The sequence below is a fragment of the Microcoleus anatoxicus genome, from assembly GCF_042465725.1.
GTDB lineage: Bacteria > Cyanobacteriota > Cyanobacteriia > Cyanobacteriales > Microcoleaceae > Microcoleus > Microcoleus anatoxicus.
Genome location: NZ_CP120853.1, coordinates 4,194,914 through 4,214,935, shown reverse-complemented (window position 1 = coordinate 4,214,935; position 20,022 = coordinate 4,194,914). Strand labels below are relative to the sequence as shown.

The window sequence follows — 20,022 nt, the reverse complement described above, 5'->3', positions numbered from 1 at the left end:
GTTAAGAGCCAAATAAAACGTACTCATTATGAGTATGATTAATTTAACAAGCTGGATGCTTCATTGTCAACAGAAGGTTGCACAACCAGTGATGGGGACCCCGCCCTCTTGTTAAAATAGATAAACGCAGCAAACGAAGAGCAGCCAATCTTGGCAGTCTTCAACCTTGGTAGTCTTCAACTTTGGGCAAAGCAATATGAAAAATTCTTGGAAACACGCATGGCTGGGGCATCTAGCCGCCAAACAAGACAAGTCGAGGCAGAGTCCTAAAACATCAATTCCTGGACGGCATCTTTGGCGCATCCTGGGCAGTTTGGTGCTTTCTCAAGGAATATTGCTCTCGACACCGGTGTTTGCCGATACCACGCCAAACACCATGAGTTACAGCAAACTGATCGATAGCATAGACAAAGGACAAGTCAGCAAAATCGAAATAGATGAAATCCAAAGAACGGCCAAAGTTAAACTAAAAGACCAAAAACCAACGGATACAGCCCAAGTTGTTACCCTGTTCGACTACAACAACCGGGAACTTTACTCGCAAATCCGCGCCAAAAAAATCGACTTTGAAGTCAAACAAACCGCAGATAACACTGCCGCCGTCAGTTTAGTCATAAACTTGCTAGTAATTTTCGCAGTGCTAGCAGTGCTGATGGCAATCCTGCGTCGATCGACCCAATCCCAAGGAAATGCCATGAACTTCGGCAAATCCAGAGCCCGTTTCCAAATGGAAGCTAAAACCGGCGTGATGTTCGACGACGTAGCAGGCATCGAAGAAGCCAAGGAAGAACTTCAAGAAGTCGTCACATTCCTCAAAAAACCCGAACGATTCAACGCCATCGGTGCCAAAATTCCCAGAGGAGTTTTGTTAATCGGACCTCCCGGAACAGGTAAAACCATGTTGGCAAAAGCCATCGCCGGGGAAGCAGGGGTGCCCTTCTTTTCGATTTCCGGTTCCGAATTTGTCGAAATGTTCGTGGGTGTCGGCGCCTCCCGCGTCCGCGACTTGTTCCGCAAAGCTAAAGAAAATTCCCCTTGCATCGTCTTCATCGACGAAATAGATGCCGTAGGCAGGCAACGGGGGGCGGGCATAGGTGGCGGCAACGACGAACGGGAACAAACTCTCAATCAGTTGCTGACAGAAATGGACGGCTTTGAGGGTAACAGCGGCGTAATTATCATTGCCGCTACCAACCGCCCGGATGTCCTCGATACTGCCTTGTTGCGGCCTGGTAGGTTCGATCGCCAAGTAACGGTAGATTTACCAAGCTACAAAGGGCGTTTGGGGATTTTGCAAGTTCACGCCCGCAACAAAAAACTTGACCCAGAAGTGACGCTAGAAACGATCGCCCGTCGTACTCCCGGCTTTTCTGGGGCCGACTTAGCCAATTTGCTCAACGAAGCGGCAATTCTCACAGCCAGACGGCGCAAAGATACGATCGCTAATTTAGAAATTAACGATGCGATTGACCGGATCACGATCGGTCTGACTCTCAATCCCCTACTCGACAGCAAGAAAAAGTGGATGACAGCATACCACGAAGTCGGACACGCCCTAGTAGCGACCATGCTCAAAAATGCTGACCCGGTAGAAAAGGTGACAATCATTCCTCGTTCCGGCGGCATCGAAGGGTTTACTAGCTTTTCGCTAGACGACGAAATGATTGACAGCGAAGGTTTGAGGAGTCGATCGCTGATGTTAAACCGGATTACAGTAGCTTTGGGGGGACGGGCTGCGGAAGCCGAAATCTACGGCGACGACGAAATCGACACCGGTGCCGGTAGCGATATCCGAACAGTTAGCAATCTCGCCAGAGAGATGGTAACGCTTTATGGAATGTCGGATTTGGGGCCTGTGGCCTTGGAAAGTCCCAGCAATCAGGTATTTTTGGGCGGAGAGTGGAGTTCGCGATCGCAGTATTCTGAAGAAATGGCAGACAAAATCGATCGACAAATTCGGACGATTGCTTTTCACTGCTACGCAGAAGCCCGCCGGATTATCAGCGAAAACCGTCCTTTGGTAGACAAACTTGTGGAAAAACTGTTGGATTTAGAAACCATCGATGGCGATGAATTCCGCCAAATTGTGAATAAATACACCCAGTCACCGAAAAAACAATTGGCACCGAGATAAAGAGTCATTGGTCATTGGTCATTGGTCAGTAGTCATTGGTCATTAGTCATTGGTCATTAGTCATTGGTCAGTTGTTTGTTATTTGTTATTTGTTATTTGTTATTTGTTGGTTCCAATAACTACTAACTAATGACTAATGACTACTAACTAATGACTACTAACTAATGATATCAATTCCGGTTGTATCGGAATGATTTAACCACGAAGGCGCGAAGGACGCGAAGGAAGAGAAGAGAGAGTTTAATAATTCCGATGCTAACGGATTTGGTATGACTACTAACTACTAACTAATGACTACTAACTACTAACTAATGACTACTAACTACTAACTAATGACTAATGACTACTAACTACTAACTAATGACTACTAACTAATGACTAATGACTACTAACTAATGACTAATGACTAATGACTAATGACTAATGACTACTAACTAATGACTAATGACTAATGACTAATGACTAATGACTAACTAAGACTGTTGTGCATACATTTCCCGCAGTACCAAAGCCGGATCTACCCAGCGGCCATCGTACTTCAATCCCCAGTGCAGGTGAGGGCCAGACGTCCGCCCAGTCATCCCAACTCTGGCAATTCTCGCACCGGCTGGCACTGTTTGACCTTGCCAAATTTGTAAGCCTTCGCGATCGGTATAATAACGTCCGCCGTTAGCAGTTTCTACTCTGCCTCTGAGGTGACAATAGATATGTTCCCAATTGCCCGATCGCACCACAATACCAGTACCACACCTACCGTCTTCCCAAACTTCCGCAATTTGACCACCCCACCAATTGCGAATATAACTGCCTTCGGGGGCTGCCATGTCCAAACCGTAATGAAAATCGCCGCCGCGGGGACCGAAGGGAGAAGTGTATTCTTGAAATTTTTCCACAGGAAAAGAAGCTTCTTGCCACAAATTACCCGTGGCTACTTTGCTGGGTAAAGCTGACTGAGCTTTGACCAACTGCTGCTGTAAATAAGGGCTAATCAAAACAATGCCGATCGAAAGTACCAGCAGCAGCATCTGTCGGAGACGAAAAAAGCGTTTTACTGTCAGCGGGCCTCTAGAGTCTTGCAGGATTTTTTTCACGGCTCAAAGTAAGAATTTATGGACGAGTGTACGTTGTCTATGTTGTCAATTCGCTGCCACATAGCGTGTGAGATCTACCGGCTTGGCGAATCAGTTTATCAACAACGTGTATCTTACTTCATGCAGAACTGGTGTCAAGGCTTCCGGCTAAATGCGGGGGGCGGCGCAACCAGAATTTTGCTACATCATTCCTGCTACGGTTGAATTCGATCGACTCTTTGTTTGACCTAAGAACGAGACGCAAGCCCCTGGCTTTAGACACGGGGATAAGTCGGTAGCGGTTTCAACACATTCGACTACGCTCAGTGACCGCCGCCTTCAGTGTTTAACAAATATTAATACAAAATTGTATTATATACAGGTTTGTGTTGTATAACGATACTATGAGCGTTAATTACAAATCAAACAAAAATGTTGTCTACTCTTGCAAGTATCATATTGTGTGGTGTCCCAAATATCGTCGCAAGGTTTTAGTGAATGGCGTTGATACCCGTTTAAAAGAAATATTGTTAGAGATTTCGACCGAGTTCGGTAGTGAATTGATTGAACTGGAAGTAATGCCAGATCATGTTGACCTCCTGGTTGAGTGCGACCCTCAGTTTGGGATTGCTAAGTTAATCCGGTACATGAAAGGACGATCTTCTCGATATCTGCGTCAAGAATTCCCTTGGCTAAAAAGTCGATTGCCAACCCTGTGGACTAATAGCTACTTTATTGCTACTGTTGGTGGCGCGCCTATTTCAGTAATTAAACAATACATTGAGAATCAAAAAAATGTCTAGTTATGGATGTCAGCAAAACCTGATAGACCCAAGCCGAGAGTTAAGAAACGTCCTAGAGTTTGTGTGCGAAGAATCGAATAAATTAGCTAATTGCGGGACTTACTATTCTCGTCAGTTGTATTTTAAAACCGGGAAAATTCCCGGCAAATATGATTTGCACAAATTATTCAAGGAAAATCTTCATTTTAAAGCACTGTATTCCCATGTTGCTCAACAAACGCTAACCAGTGTTGCGGAATCTTTTAAGTCATATATTGGGCTGCTTAAGGGAGTTGGCAGTGGCACAGTAACACAACGTCCTAAACTGCCGAAATACCGCAAAAACAGCTTGAAGCTCGTGGCATTTCCAAAGGCAGACGTAAAGCTAAAAAATGGGCAATTGAGATTTCCATTAGGAAGTAAAGTTAAGCTATGGTTTGGAATTGGTGAATTTTACTTGCCTATGCCGTCCAACCTGGACTACAAGAAAATTAGAGAAATTCGCATTTTGCCAAAGAATGGGCAATTTTATGCCGAGTTTGTCTACAAAATTCAGCCTATAGTGATTGAATTAGATGTTAGTAAAGCTTTAGGTATCGATCCGGGATTAAATAATTGGTTGACCTGCGTTTCCAATGTGGGAACAAGTTTTATTGTAGATGGGCTACATCTAAAGTCATTGAATCAATGGTATAACAAACGGGTGGCAGCGATTAAGGAACATAGACCTCAAGGCTTTTGGTCTAAGCGATTAGCGAGGATTACAGAGAAACGAAATAGGCAAGCCAGAGATGCAGTCAATAAAGCAGCGCGATTGGTATTAAATCACTGCATCAAGAACCAAATAGGCACAGTTGTTTTTGGCTGGAATAAGGGAATGCGTCAAGAAATAAATCTTGGCAGTAAAACCAATCAAAGCTTTGTGCAAATTCCTACCGCTCGGTTGAAAGATAGAATTTCTCAGCTTTGCGAACAACATAATATTCGGTTTGTTGAAACCGAAGAGAGCTATACAAGCAAAGCGAGTTTTTTAGATTTAGATGAACTGCCTAAGTTCGGTGAAAAAACTGAAGGGTGGAAAGAGTCTGGAAAGCGCGTCAATCGTGGGTTGTATCGTTCAAAAGATGGAAGCAAAATCAATGCAGACTGTAACGGTGCTGCAAACATTTTGCGAAAAGTAGCGACAACTTTAGGGCTATGCCTAAAAGGAGTCCGTAGAGGCGCTTTGATTTCGCCTTTGAAAGTTCGTATCTGGACTCTTCAAGAATCCCAGTCCCGGATCGGGCTGGGGAGTATCAAACTATAGTTGTCCGGGGATTTTGGATGAACTCTAAAATCTCATATTTACAGTTGACACCCAGCAATGCTTACTGAAATTTTTCCCTTTAGTTTTGCCATAGACGCAACTGCGATCGCCGGTGCGTCTTTATGGTCTTTGGCCCTGTATTGGGGTCTATCACCCCTGACAGCATGGGTGATTCTGCAACTCAACCGCTGGATGAATTTTGCCGAAAGATCTCTTTACACCTCGGAAACCGAGTTTGAGAAGACTCGCCAAAGTAGAGAAGCTCAAAATGCCTTTTACGCTTCGCTGTTGAGTATTGTGCCTTTTTTAATTGTCGGGGGACTTTGCAATTGGGGCGTAGAATTGTCTCTGGGTACAGGTTGGGCCGTATCTATGGGTACGATCGCCTGTATTGGAGGCGCAGTTTACGAACTCGGACGCCGAGATGGTGAGGATTCTTAGGGAATTTTAGATTTTGGATTTTGGACAAGACTTAGGCGCGGGTGGTCAGAAACCGGGTTTTTGCGACAATATTTCGTTGTCACCCGCAGATTCACTAAAAAACCCGGTTTCTTTTGTCGAAGCGCGTAAGTCCTGTACGAGCTCTTAAAAATATCGCATGATCCGTTGCAAATAAAGTGCATGAAACTTAATCCAGAATTAACATTATTAAATCAAGCCCGCGCCGCTTTCCAAAAAATTTGGGGGTATGCAGATTTTCGACCACCCCAAGCAGAAATTGTCACCAGTTTATTAGCCGGAAAAGACACGCTAATCATTATGCCGACTGGTGGTGGAAAATCTATCTGTTTTCAACTGCCAGCTTTGTTACAAACAGGCTTAACTCTCGTAGTTTCGCCGCTGGTAGCCCTGATGGAAAATCAAGTGCAAGAATTGCGCGATCGCCATCTCCCCGCCGCCCTTCTCCACAGTCAATTGCCAAGACAGCAGCAGCGACAAACTATGCAATCTCTGCAACAAAATAAGTGGAGATTGCTGTACCTATCTCCCGAAACCTTGCTCAGCAAATCTGTCTGGGAAATCATCAGTCAGCCACAAATACAAATAAATGGTTTAATATTAGATGAAGCTCACTGTTTAGTCCAATGGGGCGATACCTTTCGACCAGCTTATCGGCGTTTGGGTACTGTGCGATCGGCTTTGTTGAAAACTAAGCCGGAAGGAAGTAAAATTGCGATCGCCGCTTTCACCGCTACCGCCAACCCCGAAGCACAAAAAATCATCAAAAATGTCTTGCAATTGCAAAAGCCGGAAGCATTTCTGCTAAGTCCCTATCGTTCTAACTTACACCTGCAAGTCCAAACAGTTTGGACTCCGAGGGGACGAAAACAGCAGTTATTAAATTTTATTAAATCTCGACCAAAAGAAGCAGGTTTAGTGTATGTTCGCACTAGAAAAGATTCCGAAAATTTGGCGAATTTGCTGGAAGAATCAGGTTATCAAACAGCAGCATATCACGCAGGCTTAAGTCCAGAAGAACGGCGACAAATTGAAACAGCTTGGCTGAACAATCAGCTTAAATTTGTGGTTTGTACCTCAGCATTCGGTATGGGAATTAATAAGTCAGATGTCCGATGGGTTGTCCACTATCAAGCACCTTTGCTATTATCAGAATACATTCAAGAAATTGGTAGAGGCGGACGCGACGGCAAATCGGCGATCGCCCTGACGTTAATTAGCGAACCGACGGGCTGGTTATACCCCGAAGATAAACAAAGAAAGGAGTTTTTTCAGGATAAATTGCGATCGCAATATCGAGAAGCGCAGCAATTAGCTAAAAACCTGCCCGTTCAAGGTAATGTAGATGCAGTTTCGCGCGAATTTCCCGAAAGTGCGATCGCCCTTTCAATTCTGCACAGCAGCGGCCAATTAAAATGGGAAAATCCTTTTAATTATGTCATCAATAAATCGGCACAGCAAAAAGGCGACAAATCAAATTTTACCGCCGCTGAGGAAATGGCAAACTACCTAAAACACCGGCAGTGTAGGTGGCAATTCTTATTGCAAGCTTTTGGTTTTGCAAAGGAAGCTAAATCAATGCGTTGCGGACACTGCGATAATTGTGCAACAACTGCCACATCGGTTAGGAGATAAATAACCTCATGAATAAAACCGCTGCCTCGCGCTTCATAAAACCGTTTAATTACCATACTATCTAACTGTCAATTGTCAACTGTCAACTGTCAACTGTCAGTATATTCGCAAAAAATATTGAGACTAATTTTGAGCAGATACAGAACAATAATAGTAGCAATACTAGGATCGATCGGAATTCCCGAAGAAGCGCCCAAGCCGACAACGGCAACTATTAATCCCGTCAGCAAAGGCGTACTCCCAGGATTTTTAGTATAGTCTTTAAATTGTGCCCGCAAACCATCATTGCCACAGAGTTCAGCGCGGAGAGTTTTCAGCGTGACTTGCCATAGGGATTTGCCACTTTTTGGCTGTGCAAAGGATTCAAGATTGTTATTTTCACCCCACAATTCATCAAAACTGTTGTCAAGTCTGCCGTTGTGTTTTTCCAAGATAGCAAAAGCTGCTTGGGCGGGAGCGTAATCTTGCAACAGCAGCCGCTTTTCATTCATTTCAGCGGAAGTTAGTATCGGTTCCATATTGTTAATTGCGGTAGGTTAGTTAAATAATTTTGATGGTAATGATTATACCAGTAATATTAAATCTGGTGGTATGAGAAATTTCGCTTTTTCCTGAGTCCAGATCCCCCTAAATCCCCCTTAAGAAGGGGGACTTTGAACAGAATCTTGTCCCCCCCTTCTTAAGGGGGGCTAGGGGGGATCTAGATTTAATAGTCTTGTCAGCAGTCTCTGGGTAGGGAAACGGCATTGCTATGTCCGAATTAATTTACGAAGAAGAACGACGATTTCGGGGTAGGGAAACGGCACTGCCGTGTCCTCCGTGGCCTACGCCATCCGACCAGAGAAACCGGGTTTTTTCCCGAATCTACGCATCAAAACGAATATTTTCGCAAAAACCCGGTTTCTGAGCCCATGCGTCACACCAAGAAACCGGGTTTTTTCGCGAATCTGCGCGTCGCAACGAATATCTTCGTAAAAACCCGGTTTCTGAACCCCCATGCGTAATTCCTGTCACAATTAATCTGCTCCCTCCTCCTCTGTTTCACTAGCTTTCTGAATAGCTGAAAACCACTCTCCCGGACACTCATCACCCGTAAACTCTCGCCAAATTACCTGAAACTGACTGTCTCCCAACTGCTTCAGCATCCGCCCTAAATCTCCGATATCCGAGCCAACCCATTCAGAATTATGCTCCATGTCAATGGCTAAGGCTTGAATGTAAATTTTCACCGCCTCCATCCAATTAGATTCGGCTTCTAAGGTTTGGCCCCATGCAATTAAAGTTGATGAAGCTTGACGCCAATCATTGGCTGCACTTCTGGCTGCAAATGCTTGTTGGAAATAGGCAACAGCAGTATCAAAATCTCCTTGCTCTTTGGCAATGTTTCCCAATTCTTGATACTCGTCAGCAGCGTTGTGAGAATCCCCCGCATCTTCATAAATTTTGAGAGCTTTATTGTAAAAAGCGATCGCATCATCAAAGCGCCGTTGCTCTTGGGCTACTACTCCCAATTGGTGATAGTCGCCAGCAGCTTTGTGAGAATCCCCCGCATCTTCATAAATTTTGAGAGCTTTATTGTAAAAAGCGATCGCATCATCAAAGCGCCGTTGCTCTTGGGCTACTCTTCCCAGTTGGTGATACTGGTTAGCAGCGTCGTAAAAATCCCCCGCATCTTCAAAAATTTTGAGAGCTTTGTTGTAAAAAGCGATCGCATCATCAAACCGCCGTTGCTCTTGGGCTACTCTTCCCAGTTGGTGATAGTCCATAGCAGCCTTGTGAGAATCCCCCGCATCTTCAAAAATTTGTAGAGCTTTATTGTAAAAAACGATCGCATCATCAAAGCGCCGTTGCTCTTGGGCTAATACTCCCAGTTGATGATAGTCGCTAGCAGCGGAGTAAAAATCCCCCGCATCTTCAAAAATTTTGAGAGCTTTATTGTAAAAAGCGATCGCATCATCAAAGCGCCGTTGCAATTGGGCTACTATTCCCAGTTGGTGATAGTCACCAGCAGCCTTGTAAGAATCCCCCTCATCTTCTCTAATTTTGAGAGCTTTATTGTAAAAAGCGATCGCATCGTCAAAGCGCCGTTGCTCTTGGGCTACTATTCCCAGTTCGTGATAGTCCCTAGCAGCGGAGTACAAATCCCCCGCATCTTCAAAAATTTGTAGAGCTTTATTGTAAAAAGCGATCGCATCATCAAAGCGCCGTTGCTCTTGGGCTACTATTCCCAGTTGGTGATAGTCCATAGCAGCGGAGTACAAATCCCCCGCATCTTCATAAATTTGGAGAGCTTTATTGTAAAAAGCGATCGCATCGTCAAAGCGCCGTTGCTCTTGGGCTACTCTTCCCAGTTGGTGATAGTCGCTAGCAGGGTTGTAAAAATCCCCCGCATCTTCATAAATTTGGAGAGCTTTATTGTAAAAAGCGATCGCATCATCAAAGCACCGTTGCTCTTCGGCTACTCTTCCCAAATTGTGATAAGAAAAAGAAATAGCAATCTTGTCATTGAATGAAGGGTCATTTAAGGCTATCAGTTCATCTAGAATTTCTGGATAAACTGCTCTTGCTGTTTCCAAGTCAGCACTTTCAAGAGCTTCATTTGCATCCACTCTTCGCAGATACATCCAGAAATCAAAAGCAGCTTTACCCTTTGCCTTTGCCTCTACCAAGTGGAACCCAATTTGGTTGAGCGCCCGTTGTCGCAGGGACTTAAATTCCGGTTTGCGTCCCCACCTTGTATACACATTTCCCAAAGCATACAGAATTGCGTGAGCATAAGCCCATTCCTGCTGCTGTTCTGCCAGCCGCAACTGTTGCAATAAATTCGGTTCTTCCACTCGCAGCACAAAGCTTGCTAGTTCCGCATTACTGACGAGTTCCCGACGGCATTTATCCGCCAACATTGCGTAGAAAAGCAGCAACTTTTTTTCCTGGTTACTGATTACCTCCTGCGAACCCAGTTTGTCTAACTGTTGTCGCAGATACCAAGGCAATGCCGGGTGAATTTTGTAAATATTTCCCCCCAAATGTTCCAGAATTCCGGCGGTAGTCGCTTCATTCAAAAGTCCAATCCAATCCGATATCTGCAAATTTTCCTCAAACACCGCCCGATATTCTTGTTCATATCCATCATCGTAACTTTCCGAAAAAAGATGAAGCCAGTCAGCATCAACTCGCTCAGAAAATAGACCTAAAAACGGCAAATGCTGCCGCGCCCGTGCCGACAAATTAGCAAACGAATAATCCAGCGACACCGCCAGAGATTTCTCTCTCCCTTCCTCCTGGGCACCCTGGAAAGTATCCAATCCCCGCCGCAGCGCCTCAATCAACTGCACCGGAGTTTGCGACTTCAAATGCCGCAACACCACCCTCAGCGACAGCGGATGTCCGCCCAACAGTTTCAGCAACTCCAGATATTCCCCAGGCAATTTCGCCCTGTCAACCCCCGCTTCCCGCAGAATCCGCGCCGCCAACTCTTCCGCATCCGGCTGCACCAATCCCTTTAACCCCCGCAGCGCGTAACCGCAATCCAACCAAATTTCCTCGCGCCGACTGGTAATCAGCACCCAAGATTTCCCCCCGCGGAACTGTTTGAGAAACTGTTTCAAACTTTCTCTTTCCGCAGCCGGTACAAGCGGCGGATTCCCCTGGGGAAACCCATTCACCGGTTCAAAATTATCCCAAATCAGCAAACAAGGATTAGTTTGCAAATATCCTCGCACCACTTCCTGCTGTCTTTCCGGCGACAATGACGAGAATTTTTCACCACCCAGCGCCCGGCCAATTTGATTGACTACCTGACTCAAACCCGCACCGCGTTCAAAAGAAGTGAAGAAAACGCCACCTTTTCGCCCCTGAGTATCACCCAACCACCGCGCAAAACCTCCAGCTAACTCAGTTTTCCCAACGCCACCCATCCCCTGCAACAGCACGACATGATTTTTGCGAAAAGCTCTTTCTAGAGACAAAATATCGTAATCTCGCCCAATAAAACCATAGGCGCTAACTTCTGGCAAACCTACCGCCAGCATAGCCTCCGTGTCAGCTTCCCCCATCAAATCTGCAAAACTGGGAGTCGCTGTTTTCGGGCAAAAAGGCCTGCAAGGTTCCTGCTGATACAGCACCGGCACCAGCCAATCTTGCAGCGGTAAAGGCCCTTTGGGACTGGGGCGCTGTTTGTCTATCAACATAGATTTGCGCCCCGCAGCCACCGCCGAGGCGATGTCTTCTCCCCGCACCAATTCCCCGTACAGCCGTCCCATAAAGTGTTTCGCCCCTGTCGCATAGACGGAATAAGCCATAGCAACAACGCCTTTCGCGCCCAACTTCACCAACTGTCCCGCCACGGAAGAAAATGCTTCTTCCCCAGCTTGTCCCGACTTGCAAGCATTCAGAATAAACATCGGTACGCGACAATCTGTCAAATATTGAGCAATTTCCCTAGCAGTAACTATTTCCGGTTCGCCGTCATTATCTTCAAAGACTAAAACGCCTTCTCCCGATTTTCCATATTGAGTTTGAACAGTTTTGCTGTCAGCTTCAAAGTCTCCATGTCCGTCAAAATGAACGATATGATAAAACCCTTTCCGCGCGTTCAGTTCTGCTTCAAACTGCTTTAAACTAGGCGGACGCAATACAGTGAGATTCACCTGTTTTTTAATAGGTTTGAGTGCCTCTAGCATGGGGCGGGCGATAGTTTGAAAATTAATATCGCGTTCTCCATAGGGTCTAGCAATCACTAATAAAATATTTAATTGTTCTTCAGACATTGTTCCCAATTCTGCTCGAACTGCATACTCGCTAAGACTGCGATACATCCCCGCCAGCAAAGGTGCGAGAAATTGATAATCGGGGGTAAACAGCAATTCCCAAGGCAAATTGAGTACGGCTGGATTGTCGGAAACAATGCTAATTTCGCACTTATCCAATCCGGCGCGCGTCGCTTCCTGGAAAAAGTCTCGCGCTTTCTCGCTGCTGCGAAATACTAAATCAAATAGCTGCTGTCCCCAAGCTTGCAATTCCTGTTCAATTTGTTTAGCCTTTTCCGGTTCCAGTCCGTAGGGAAAGCGCAGATATTCTTCGAGATACCAGCGCAAATCGGCTAATGCCTTGCTGTCAAAGGGATGTTCAAAGGTTACGGCAGGGGCGAAACGGGGCGCAGAGTAGCCTCGCTGCCAGAATAGTTGGATTGAATCGCCCGCGTGATTGATGCGTAGGGAGTTTTCTGCCATTTTTTTCGCGGCTGGATTTAAGTTATAATTATAATAGATTTACCCATTACCAGCAAAGAAACCGGGTTTTTCGCAGTTTCTGTGTTGTCACGAAGTATTTTGGTAAAAACCCGGTTTCTGGGCACTCGTCGCAGTCAAAGAAACCGGGTTTTTCGCAGTTTCTGTGTTGTCACGAAGTATTTTGGTAAAAACCCGGTTTCTGGGCACTCGTCGCAGTCAAAGAAACCGGGTTTTTCGGAGTTTCTGCGCTGTCACGAAGTATTTTGGTAAAAACCCGGTTTCTGGGCACTCGTCGTAGGCAAAGAAACCGGGTTTTTGGGAGTTTCTGCGCTGTCACGAAGTATTTTCGTAAAAACCAGGTTTCTGGCTACCCGTGCGTAAGTCCTGATTAATTATGGAGAATTAGTTAGTTCTTGAATTAATTGATTGGGAGTTACAATTCGAGGAGTAGTAACCGGAAAGTCTCGCGGGTTGCGGGTGACAATGGCATCAATTAGATTGATTACAGCAGTGCTGTACTGAATCGCATCTTCAAAATCCTTGAAGTTGGAAGCTAATGCCATTGAAATAACAGAGTTATCTACTGTTGCTACTTGACAAAATGTTGCTAACTGCCGCAAAAACTCAAGGGTTGAATCTCGACCTTTAGGTTTACGGATAATGTAGTAAAGGTCACTAAAAGTAGAACCTGAAATATAGCCTTCTACTTCTCCTTGTTCAACTAATGACAAAACCTGTTCACTTTCGCCAAAAAATGGCTGTCTTTCAAGGGCGATATCTAAGATGATATTGGTATCTAGCAAGATTTTCACAGATTGTATTTCTCCTTTAATGCTTCCCATCTAGCTTCCTCTGCATCGAAGTCAGGTGATACAGGTTGAGTATTTTCAAACCAGGCTTGCAAAGCCTTGATTTTAGTGGTTACTTTTCTTTTAGGCTTAGCTTCCTGAGACTGGATTAGCGGATCTGGAGAATTGACAACCGGATCGGCTAGCTGCAAGACAATGATTTCCACATCTCCCGGCGGCATATTCACGGGTTCGACAACTACCAAGTTGCCAGTTGCATCGATTTTACCTCTAAGTTTGTATGCTTGCATGGTAATCTCCGATAAATATGTTTCTATTATAGGACATAATAACCTCCTTCATTACCACTCCGCTTCAACATCTGGACTCTTGAAATATCTAGCTAAAACCTTCTCAATTACAATATATTAAGTTATAATTATACAATAACTTACCAATCATAACCAAAGAAACTAAATGATAGAAATAGATACCAAACAAATATACATAGTTGAAAATACAGGGGAATTTAATCAAAATAATGTTAATTCGCGATTAGATATTTGGCTGGCAAACCAAATCCCAGATTTATCCCGATCGCGCATCCAAAGCCTCATATCACAGGGGAACGTCAAAGTCAATGACGAAACTTGCACATCCAAAAAAATCTCAGTAAAAACGGGCGATCGCATCCAGATTACCCTCCCCGATACCCAGCCCACTTCCTTACAAGCCGAATCAATTCCCCTCGATATTCTCTACGAAGACGACAGCTTAATTATCATCAACAAACCAGCCGGATTAGTCGTCCATCCGGCCGCCGGACATCCAGATGGCACCTTAGTAAATGCCCTACTAGCCCACTGTCCCCTAGCAGCAATCGGTGGAGTTCAAAGGCCTGGAATCGTCCACAGATTGGACAAAGATACCACAGGGGCGATCGCGATCGCCAAAACTGACATCGCCCACCAACACCTGCAAGCCCAACTCAAAACCAAAACCGCCCGCCGCGAATATCTAGGCATAGTTTATGGCATTCCTAACGCCGAAACAGGTACGATCGACTTACCAATCGGTCGGCATCCCACAGACCGCAAAAAAATGGGTGTAGTACCCGTAGACAAAGGCGGTCGCCCCGCAATTACTCACTGGCAAATCAAAGAAAGAATTGGTAACTATAGTCTAATTCACTATCAATTAGAAACAGGTCGCACCCATCAAATTCGCGTCCATACAGCCGAGATCAAACATCCGATTATCGGCGATCCTATGTACAGTTCCAACCGTTCTATAGGGGTGAATTTAACCGGACAAGCCCTCCACGCATGGCGGCTGCAATTGCAGCATCCCATCTCAGGAGAATTAATCGAGGCGATCGCACCTTTACCTGACCAATTCAATACTCTACTCAGAATACTGCGACTGCGAGCTCCGACTTGATATATAGCAATCCTAAAATCATTGGTGAATTTCTTACTCCCTCCCCTTAGTAATATCAATTCCGGTTGTATCGGAATGATTTAACCGCGAAGGCGCAAAGGACGCGAAGGAAGAGAAGAGAGAGTTTAATACAGGACGATGAAGATAGGATTTTATATAAGGTCCGGGTTGGGGTGGGGTAAAAATATTTACGACTCCTGGAAGGATTGATATAGCAGATGTTAGTCCTATCAAATCCCCTCCATTACCAAGGGTTGCCAATTAGGGTAAAAGCAGCCCAATAATAAGGATGAGAAAGCAGTCGATCGCCCCGCATAGCAATGTCGGGCGGCAAAGCGATCGCTTCATTATGGGCGATCGCCCGCAACATCCCATCTTGAATCTGTACCCGCTCCCGCAACAGCTCCAATTGCGCCCGTCGCAAAGCATCAGCTTTCGTAATCAAATTACCCCCACTTCTGGGTAGCCGCAACTGTCGATAAAACTCCGTCATCAGCCCCAAAGTCCCATCATCGCTGACTTCCCACAAACTCGCCAACGCCGATTTAGCACCACTAGCCACCGCCAAACCCGCAAACCCCAACTCCGCCTCTTCATCGCCCAAAGCCGTACTACAGGCGCTCAAAACTAACAAATTTACCGCCGGTTCATTCCACCGCAACTGTCGCATTTGATTGATGCGCAACTTAGTATCCCATAACTGAATGTAAGAATTTTTTGGTTCCCCCGGCAAAAATTCGCTGTGAGTTGCTAAGTGAATTATCCCAAAAGGTCGATTTTGTCGCTGAGATTGCAAATTACGTAGAGTAAAATCTTGATTCAAAAAAGATTGTCCTCGATCGGGTGGCACGATGGACTCCAACTCCACAGGCACCGCAGGTAATGGGGCTTTATCTTCAAACACCGAAGCCCCCATTGCCAAAATTTCATCATCAGCAATATTATCATAACCAATATCAGTCAAACTCAAACTCGGTATCACGCTCAGGCTGTATTGTTCAACTAAGAATTGTTTACCATCGTGCAAGGCTGCAAAGGGAACACTTCGCAACCCAGCAGCGGGAATTATCATCAAATTATCAATCTTTAAAGCTGTGATTTCTGAAGCTAAGGGCGCGATTAACCAGTTATAAAGTTTTTGAGCAGTATCCAAATAACTAATACTATTTCTGCGTCTTGGATTAGTAATTTCCGTTTGAAATGAGTCCGCCAATTGCAATACCTGCCACCTAGTCGCTTTGGGGATTAAAAACCGCTGGGGTTGAGCATTAGCTGTTACTAACACTAACTCCAAAATCTCTCCTTTAGGAAGATCGGCAACTGCTTTGGTTTTTGGGTTCAACCTCTCCCCCAACGGTTCTCCTAAAAAGCGATCGGAGTCACCTGTTTTTGGTGTCCGCTTTTCTGTGATAGGTAATAAATTAGATAAATCCTGACTAGCTACTAAAACACCACCATTTTCTTGGGTAGCTTTTGCGTCATCACTACTGACCCAATTCATATAAATAATTGCCGATCTCACCCCTGTAATCGCCTCATTTTTACGAAGAATTTCGTAAATCACCGACATATTAGTAATCGGCTTTCTCGGAAATAAATCCAAATATTTTTCATATTCCCGCGTAAATGTTCGCTCAAAGGCTAAAACTCCAGCCCCGGTAGAATTTGATCGGTTAGAAGAAGTGGAAGAGGTGGAACTCACTGGAGAATTTTTACCAGTGGGCGGCCGCAATTCTACTTGTAAAGATGGAGGAATAGATGGCTTAGTAATTGGATTTATAGGGGCTGGATTTACGACAGTCACAGGTTGGGTAATTATTTCGGGAATTGGTTCAACTGGAACGGGGATTGGTTGGGGAATGGGTATAGGAGTCGGTGACGCACCGTTGGTGATGAGGGAAATCTGATTTAAAAAACTTCCCTGAGTGTAAGTTTCCCAAAAAGAAAGAGTAGGCAAAATAGCATTTTCCGCCCCAGCATTAATGCTTCCGCGCGTGCCATTTTCCCCATCGCTACCAATGACAAAAGGTCGATCGCTACCACCGGAATGTCGAATCACGATCGCCCCGCGATTCCCACCTCCGGCACTAGAAATACTGGAAATATTGCCGGAAATATCATTAAACACATTGTTCGATCGAAACAAACCCTTGGTGGTGATATCAACATTGGCACCACTCCCTGCGGTACCGCTTTGAGCGTTGATGAAACCTAATTGAATATTACCGATCGCATTTAGAGAGACATTGCCGCCATTTCCCACACTGCCGGCGGCGTTGACATCAAAAGCAGAAATAGCCGCTTTCGAGGTGAGAGAAATATTGCCGCCGATCGCCCCTGAAGCATTCAAAGCACCCGCCGTTAAAGCACCCGCATTGCTTTTAAGGACGATCGCCCCACCAGTGCCCCCAGACACCCCCGAATCGATCGCACCCACAGTCAAACTATTTCCCTTAACCCGAATATTCCCGCCGTTAGACAGAATATTAGCAGTCCGAACCTCACGAGTTGCTTGCAAGTTCACCGCACCACCATCCGTCCTCAAATTCCCCTCTAACAGCACATTTTCCCCCTTGATATCAGCTCCAGAAGTAGCTGTCGTACTCCCCCGCAGGGTAACAGAATTGCGCGCGTTCACCTGGAAATTGCCCGTGGTAATTGTCCCATTCCCCGTCACCGCAGCAGCATCAGCCCTGAGAAGGCCCAAGCTTTGAGTTTGCCCGATCGCGCTGCCAAAAGTAACGTTGCCGCCCGCTAGCAAGGCCAAATTAGGGGCTGTATCCATGGCACTGTCGAGACTCTGGGCAAAAGTGATATTACCAGCAGTGGTGGCAATGGTGGCGTTGCGACTGAGGGTGACGGGACTGTTGAAAGTGATGTCACCGCCGGATGTAGCGATGTTACCGCCGATCGCCGTTTGAGCCGCCTCGAAAGTCAAAGAAGCGCCACCGATGGCTGTCAAGGGGTTTTGGATATCGATGGATATTCCTTGAAGGGTGAGGGGGCTGAGGATGGTGGTGGGCCCGACGATGGCGATCGAACGAGTGTTTTCCCGCCCGATGGCGATCGAGCGAAAATCCCCCGCCAAAGCACCGATATCCGCTGCCGTCAAGTCCAAAATGCCCAAAATATCACCGGTACCGCCGATCCGAATTGCTCGATCGTCATCGGGTTGCAAGCGAATTGTCCCCCCCGCACTGCTGACGGAACCGCGATCGCCTCTCAAATCAATGCCGCTAGCGGTGAGAGCGATATTGCCGCCCTTAGCATTGAGTCCACCCACAGAGATGCTGCTAGCAAAAATATTGATGTTACCGCCTTGAGTCTCGATCGAATCCTTGGGGTCATTGACAAAAAACACTCCACCTGCATTAAATGTCACGCTGTCTCCTGTTCTTGCTTGGAGTCCCAGTCTGTTGTCCGCCAAGTCTTGGAGGATGATATTGTTGGTTGCCTCTAGAACCACATTGCTGCCGGCACTCATCTGTTCTAACTGCACTTCGGAGATGGTGGTTGAACTCGATTCTGTGGCGGTGTCGAGTTCCCCGCCCATGGATGGCGCGCTGGTTTCGCCCTTACCGTTGACGATGGTAATATTTGCCGGATCGAGCCTCGAAGTGCCGATCGCACCGTTAGGCGCGCGGGTATCGACCTCTCCTTGGAAAATCAAAGAACTTTTGCCGGAAACTTCCACTTCTCCACCGTTACCGCCGACACTACCGCCACGGGCAGTAATATTGCCAAAGAAGCGAGTGATGTTGTCGGCCCAAATTACCGCTAGGCCACCATTACCACGGTCGATCGCGTTTAGTGCGAGGCTAGAGTCAGGACTAACGTATGTTACCAAGGCATTGGGTATGGGTGCTTGCCCCTGGAAACCTCCTCCCACGCGCACCACACCTCCACCCTCAATGCCCGAAGCATTGATAGTCGCACCGAACAAGCCTACTTTTTCGCCTAAAATATTGACACTGCCGCCTCTGGTGCCCGCAGGCGCAAACACATTGACTGAACCGGAGACGATCGTACTTGCAGCATTTACCCCCACTGTTGTGCCGCCTGTGAGCACCAATTCACCTTTTGCATTAGTCGTTAAACCTGTGGCTGACATGACACCTGGCCCTGTCAGCAACTGTGGCAAAGCTACCGGGGCGATCGGGTTGTTTTCTGACTGCAAAGCCGGAGTAATTTCTAAACTTAATAAATTGCCCGCTTGACTAATCTGAACAGCATTGCTTCCCGGCACAGCCGCCACAGTAATTTGACCACCAGGAGCCGATAATTGTCCTGTATTAATCACCGTGCCTCCGAGCAAAGTTAAACTTTGTCCGTTGCCAACTACCAGGTTTCCCGCATTGACAATGGCACCAATTTGTGAATTATTAAAATTAAATTGAGTGGGATTTCCCACCAAGGATTTGTAATCATTGATACCCGTGCTATTAAACCAACTCTCGCCAAAACCAATCCCTGTAGCCGTGGTTGCAAAAAAAGACCCCGGCACGTTTAATCTAGCATTTTGACCGAAGATAATACCTGCGGGATTCATCAGGAATAAATTTGAGTTGCCACCGCTGACGGAGATGAGGCCATTAATCAAAGAAACATCGCCACCAGTGATTCTACCTAAAATATTTTGAATCTTGGGATTGGTGAGAAAATTGGCAATTTGACCTTCGCTTAAATTAAATTGACTGAAACTGTGAAACAGATTTGTGCCGTTTCCTGATAGTTTGCCACCGCTAATATTCCATCGATTTTGCTCGGCATTCACCACCGTATTAGTACCGTCAGGTGCTGGCACCACAGGTTGCGATTTCACTGCTAGGGGTAGCAGTGAAATCGCTAAACTCAGAATTATAGCAGAGCGAATATAAGTCATTCGATTTGAAATTTTAAATTGGGAATTTTAGATTTTAGATTGAACAGTTCGGTCAGCATATGGTGCATCTCATTTTTGCAAATATATTCGTAGGGGCGAAGCATGACCTCCGTAAATCTCTGGCGATTGCTAATAAATTGTCTGCGGTCATGCTTCGCCCTTACCAAATTGAAATGCACCCTCCGCATAAAACTCAAATTCCCTATTCCCCATTCCCCATTCCCCATTCCCCATTCCCCATTCCCCATTCCCCATTCTATAAAGTTAGTGTCTTGACAAAATGCCCCCTAAGTCA

General features: G+C 45.9%; 13 protein-coding genes. 6 read left to right on the top strand and 7 right to left on the bottom strand.

The annotated features are described in order from the left end of the window. The first annotated feature begins 196 nt into the window (after positions 1 to 196). Positions 197 to 2,134, top strand: a complete 1,938-nt coding sequence (gene ftsH / locus P2A85_RS18190; RefSeq protein WP_377474443.1) for an ATP-dependent zinc metalloprotease FtsH — start codon at positions 197 to 199, stop codon at positions 2,132 to 2,134. Between the two features lie 473 nt (positions 2,135 to 2,607). Here the strand turns inward: ftsH and P2A85_RS18185 are convergent, their stop codons facing one another. Next, positions 2,608 to 3,159 carry a M23 family metallopeptidase gene (locus P2A85_RS18185; protein WP_377481563.1) on the bottom strand — a complete coding sequence of 184 codons (552 nt, stop codon included), beginning with the start codon at positions 3,157 to 3,159 and terminating at the stop codon, positions 2,608 to 2,610. Between the two features lie 449 nt (positions 3,160 to 3,608). Between P2A85_RS18185 and tnpA the strand changes: the two genes are divergently transcribed. The 4 genes from tnpA to P2A85_RS18165 all read left to right on the top strand — a co-directional run bounded on the left by tnpA (position 3,609) and on the right by P2A85_RS18165 (position 7,386). Then, the gene (tnpA, locus tag P2A85_RS18180; RefSeq protein ID WP_377474441.1) at positions 3,609 to 4,007 is read left to right on the top strand and encodes an IS200/IS605 family transposase; all 399 of its coding nucleotides are present in this window, start codon (positions 3,609 to 3,611) and stop codon (positions 4,005 to 4,007) included. Further along, on the top strand, positions 4,000 to 5,292 hold the full coding sequence (locus tag P2A85_RS18175; RefSeq protein WP_377474439.1) for an RNA-guided endonuclease InsQ/TnpB family protein: 1,293 nt from the start codon (positions 4,000 to 4,002) through the stop codon (positions 5,290 to 5,292). The genes tnpA and P2A85_RS18175 overlap by 8 nt, the downstream gene beginning before the upstream one ends. A gap of 57 nt (positions 5,293 to 5,349) precedes the next feature. Further along, positions 5,350 to 5,733, top strand: a complete 384-nt coding sequence (locus P2A85_RS18170; protein ID WP_377474437.1) for a hypothetical protein — start codon at positions 5,350 to 5,352, stop codon at positions 5,731 to 5,733. Positions 5,734 to 5,913: 180 nt separating this feature from the next. Further along, positions 5,914 to 7,386: a RecQ family ATP-dependent DNA helicase gene (locus P2A85_RS18165; RefSeq protein WP_377474435.1), complete on the top strand. Its 1,473-nt coding sequence runs from the start codon at positions 5,914 to 5,916 to the stop codon at positions 7,384 to 7,386. A gap of 89 nt (positions 7,387 to 7,475) precedes the next feature. Here P2A85_RS18165 and P2A85_RS18160 read toward each other — a convergent pair whose 3' ends face one another. From P2A85_RS18160 to P2A85_RS18145, 4 genes are all read right to left on the bottom strand, one after another. Further along, positions 7,476 to 7,904: a hypothetical protein gene (locus P2A85_RS18160; RefSeq protein ID WP_377474433.1), complete on the bottom strand. Its 429-nt coding sequence runs from the start codon at positions 7,902 to 7,904 to the stop codon at positions 7,476 to 7,478. Positions 7,905 to 8,402: 498 nt separating this feature from the next. Next, positions 8,403 to 12,617 (bottom strand): tetratricopeptide repeat protein, encoded by a 4,215-nt coding sequence (locus tag P2A85_RS18155; RefSeq protein WP_377474430.1) that lies wholly within the window; start codon positions 12,615 to 12,617, stop codon positions 8,403 to 8,405. Positions 12,618 to 13,009: 392 nt separating this feature from the next. Continuing rightward, positions 13,010 to 13,459, bottom strand: coding sequence for a type II toxin-antitoxin system VapC family toxin (locus P2A85_RS18150; RefSeq protein WP_377474428.1), 450 nt, complete (start codon positions 13,457 to 13,459; stop codon positions 13,010 to 13,012). Further along, positions 13,426 to 13,716, bottom strand: coding sequence for a hypothetical protein (locus P2A85_RS18145; protein WP_377474426.1), 291 nt, complete (start codon positions 13,714 to 13,716; stop codon positions 13,426 to 13,428). Before P2A85_RS18145 ends, P2A85_RS18150 begins: the two co-directional genes overlap by 34 nt. 166 nt (positions 13,717 to 13,882) lie before the next feature. On the opposite strand from P2A85_RS18145, the gene P2A85_RS18140 reads away from it, so the two are divergent. Then, complete coding sequence (locus tag P2A85_RS18140) at positions 13,883 to 14,845, top strand: RluA family pseudouridine synthase (RefSeq protein ID WP_377474424.1); 963 nt, start codon at positions 13,883 to 13,885, stop codon at positions 14,843 to 14,845. A 244-nt stretch (positions 14,846 to 15,089) separates the two neighbouring features. Here P2A85_RS18140 and P2A85_RS18135 read toward each other — a convergent pair whose 3' ends face one another. Beyond that, positions 15,090 to 19,727 (bottom strand): CHAT domain-containing protein, encoded by a 4,638-nt coding sequence (locus tag P2A85_RS18135; RefSeq protein ID WP_377474422.1) that lies wholly within the window; start codon positions 19,725 to 19,727, stop codon positions 15,090 to 15,092. After that, positions 19,724 to 19,975 carry a hypothetical protein gene (locus tag P2A85_RS18130; protein ID WP_377474420.1) on the bottom strand — a complete coding sequence of 84 codons (252 nt, stop codon included), beginning with the start codon at positions 19,973 to 19,975 and terminating at the stop codon, positions 19,724 to 19,726. Before P2A85_RS18130 ends, P2A85_RS18135 begins: the two co-directional genes overlap by 4 nt. Between the last annotated feature and the right edge of the window lie 47 nt (positions 19,976 to 20,022).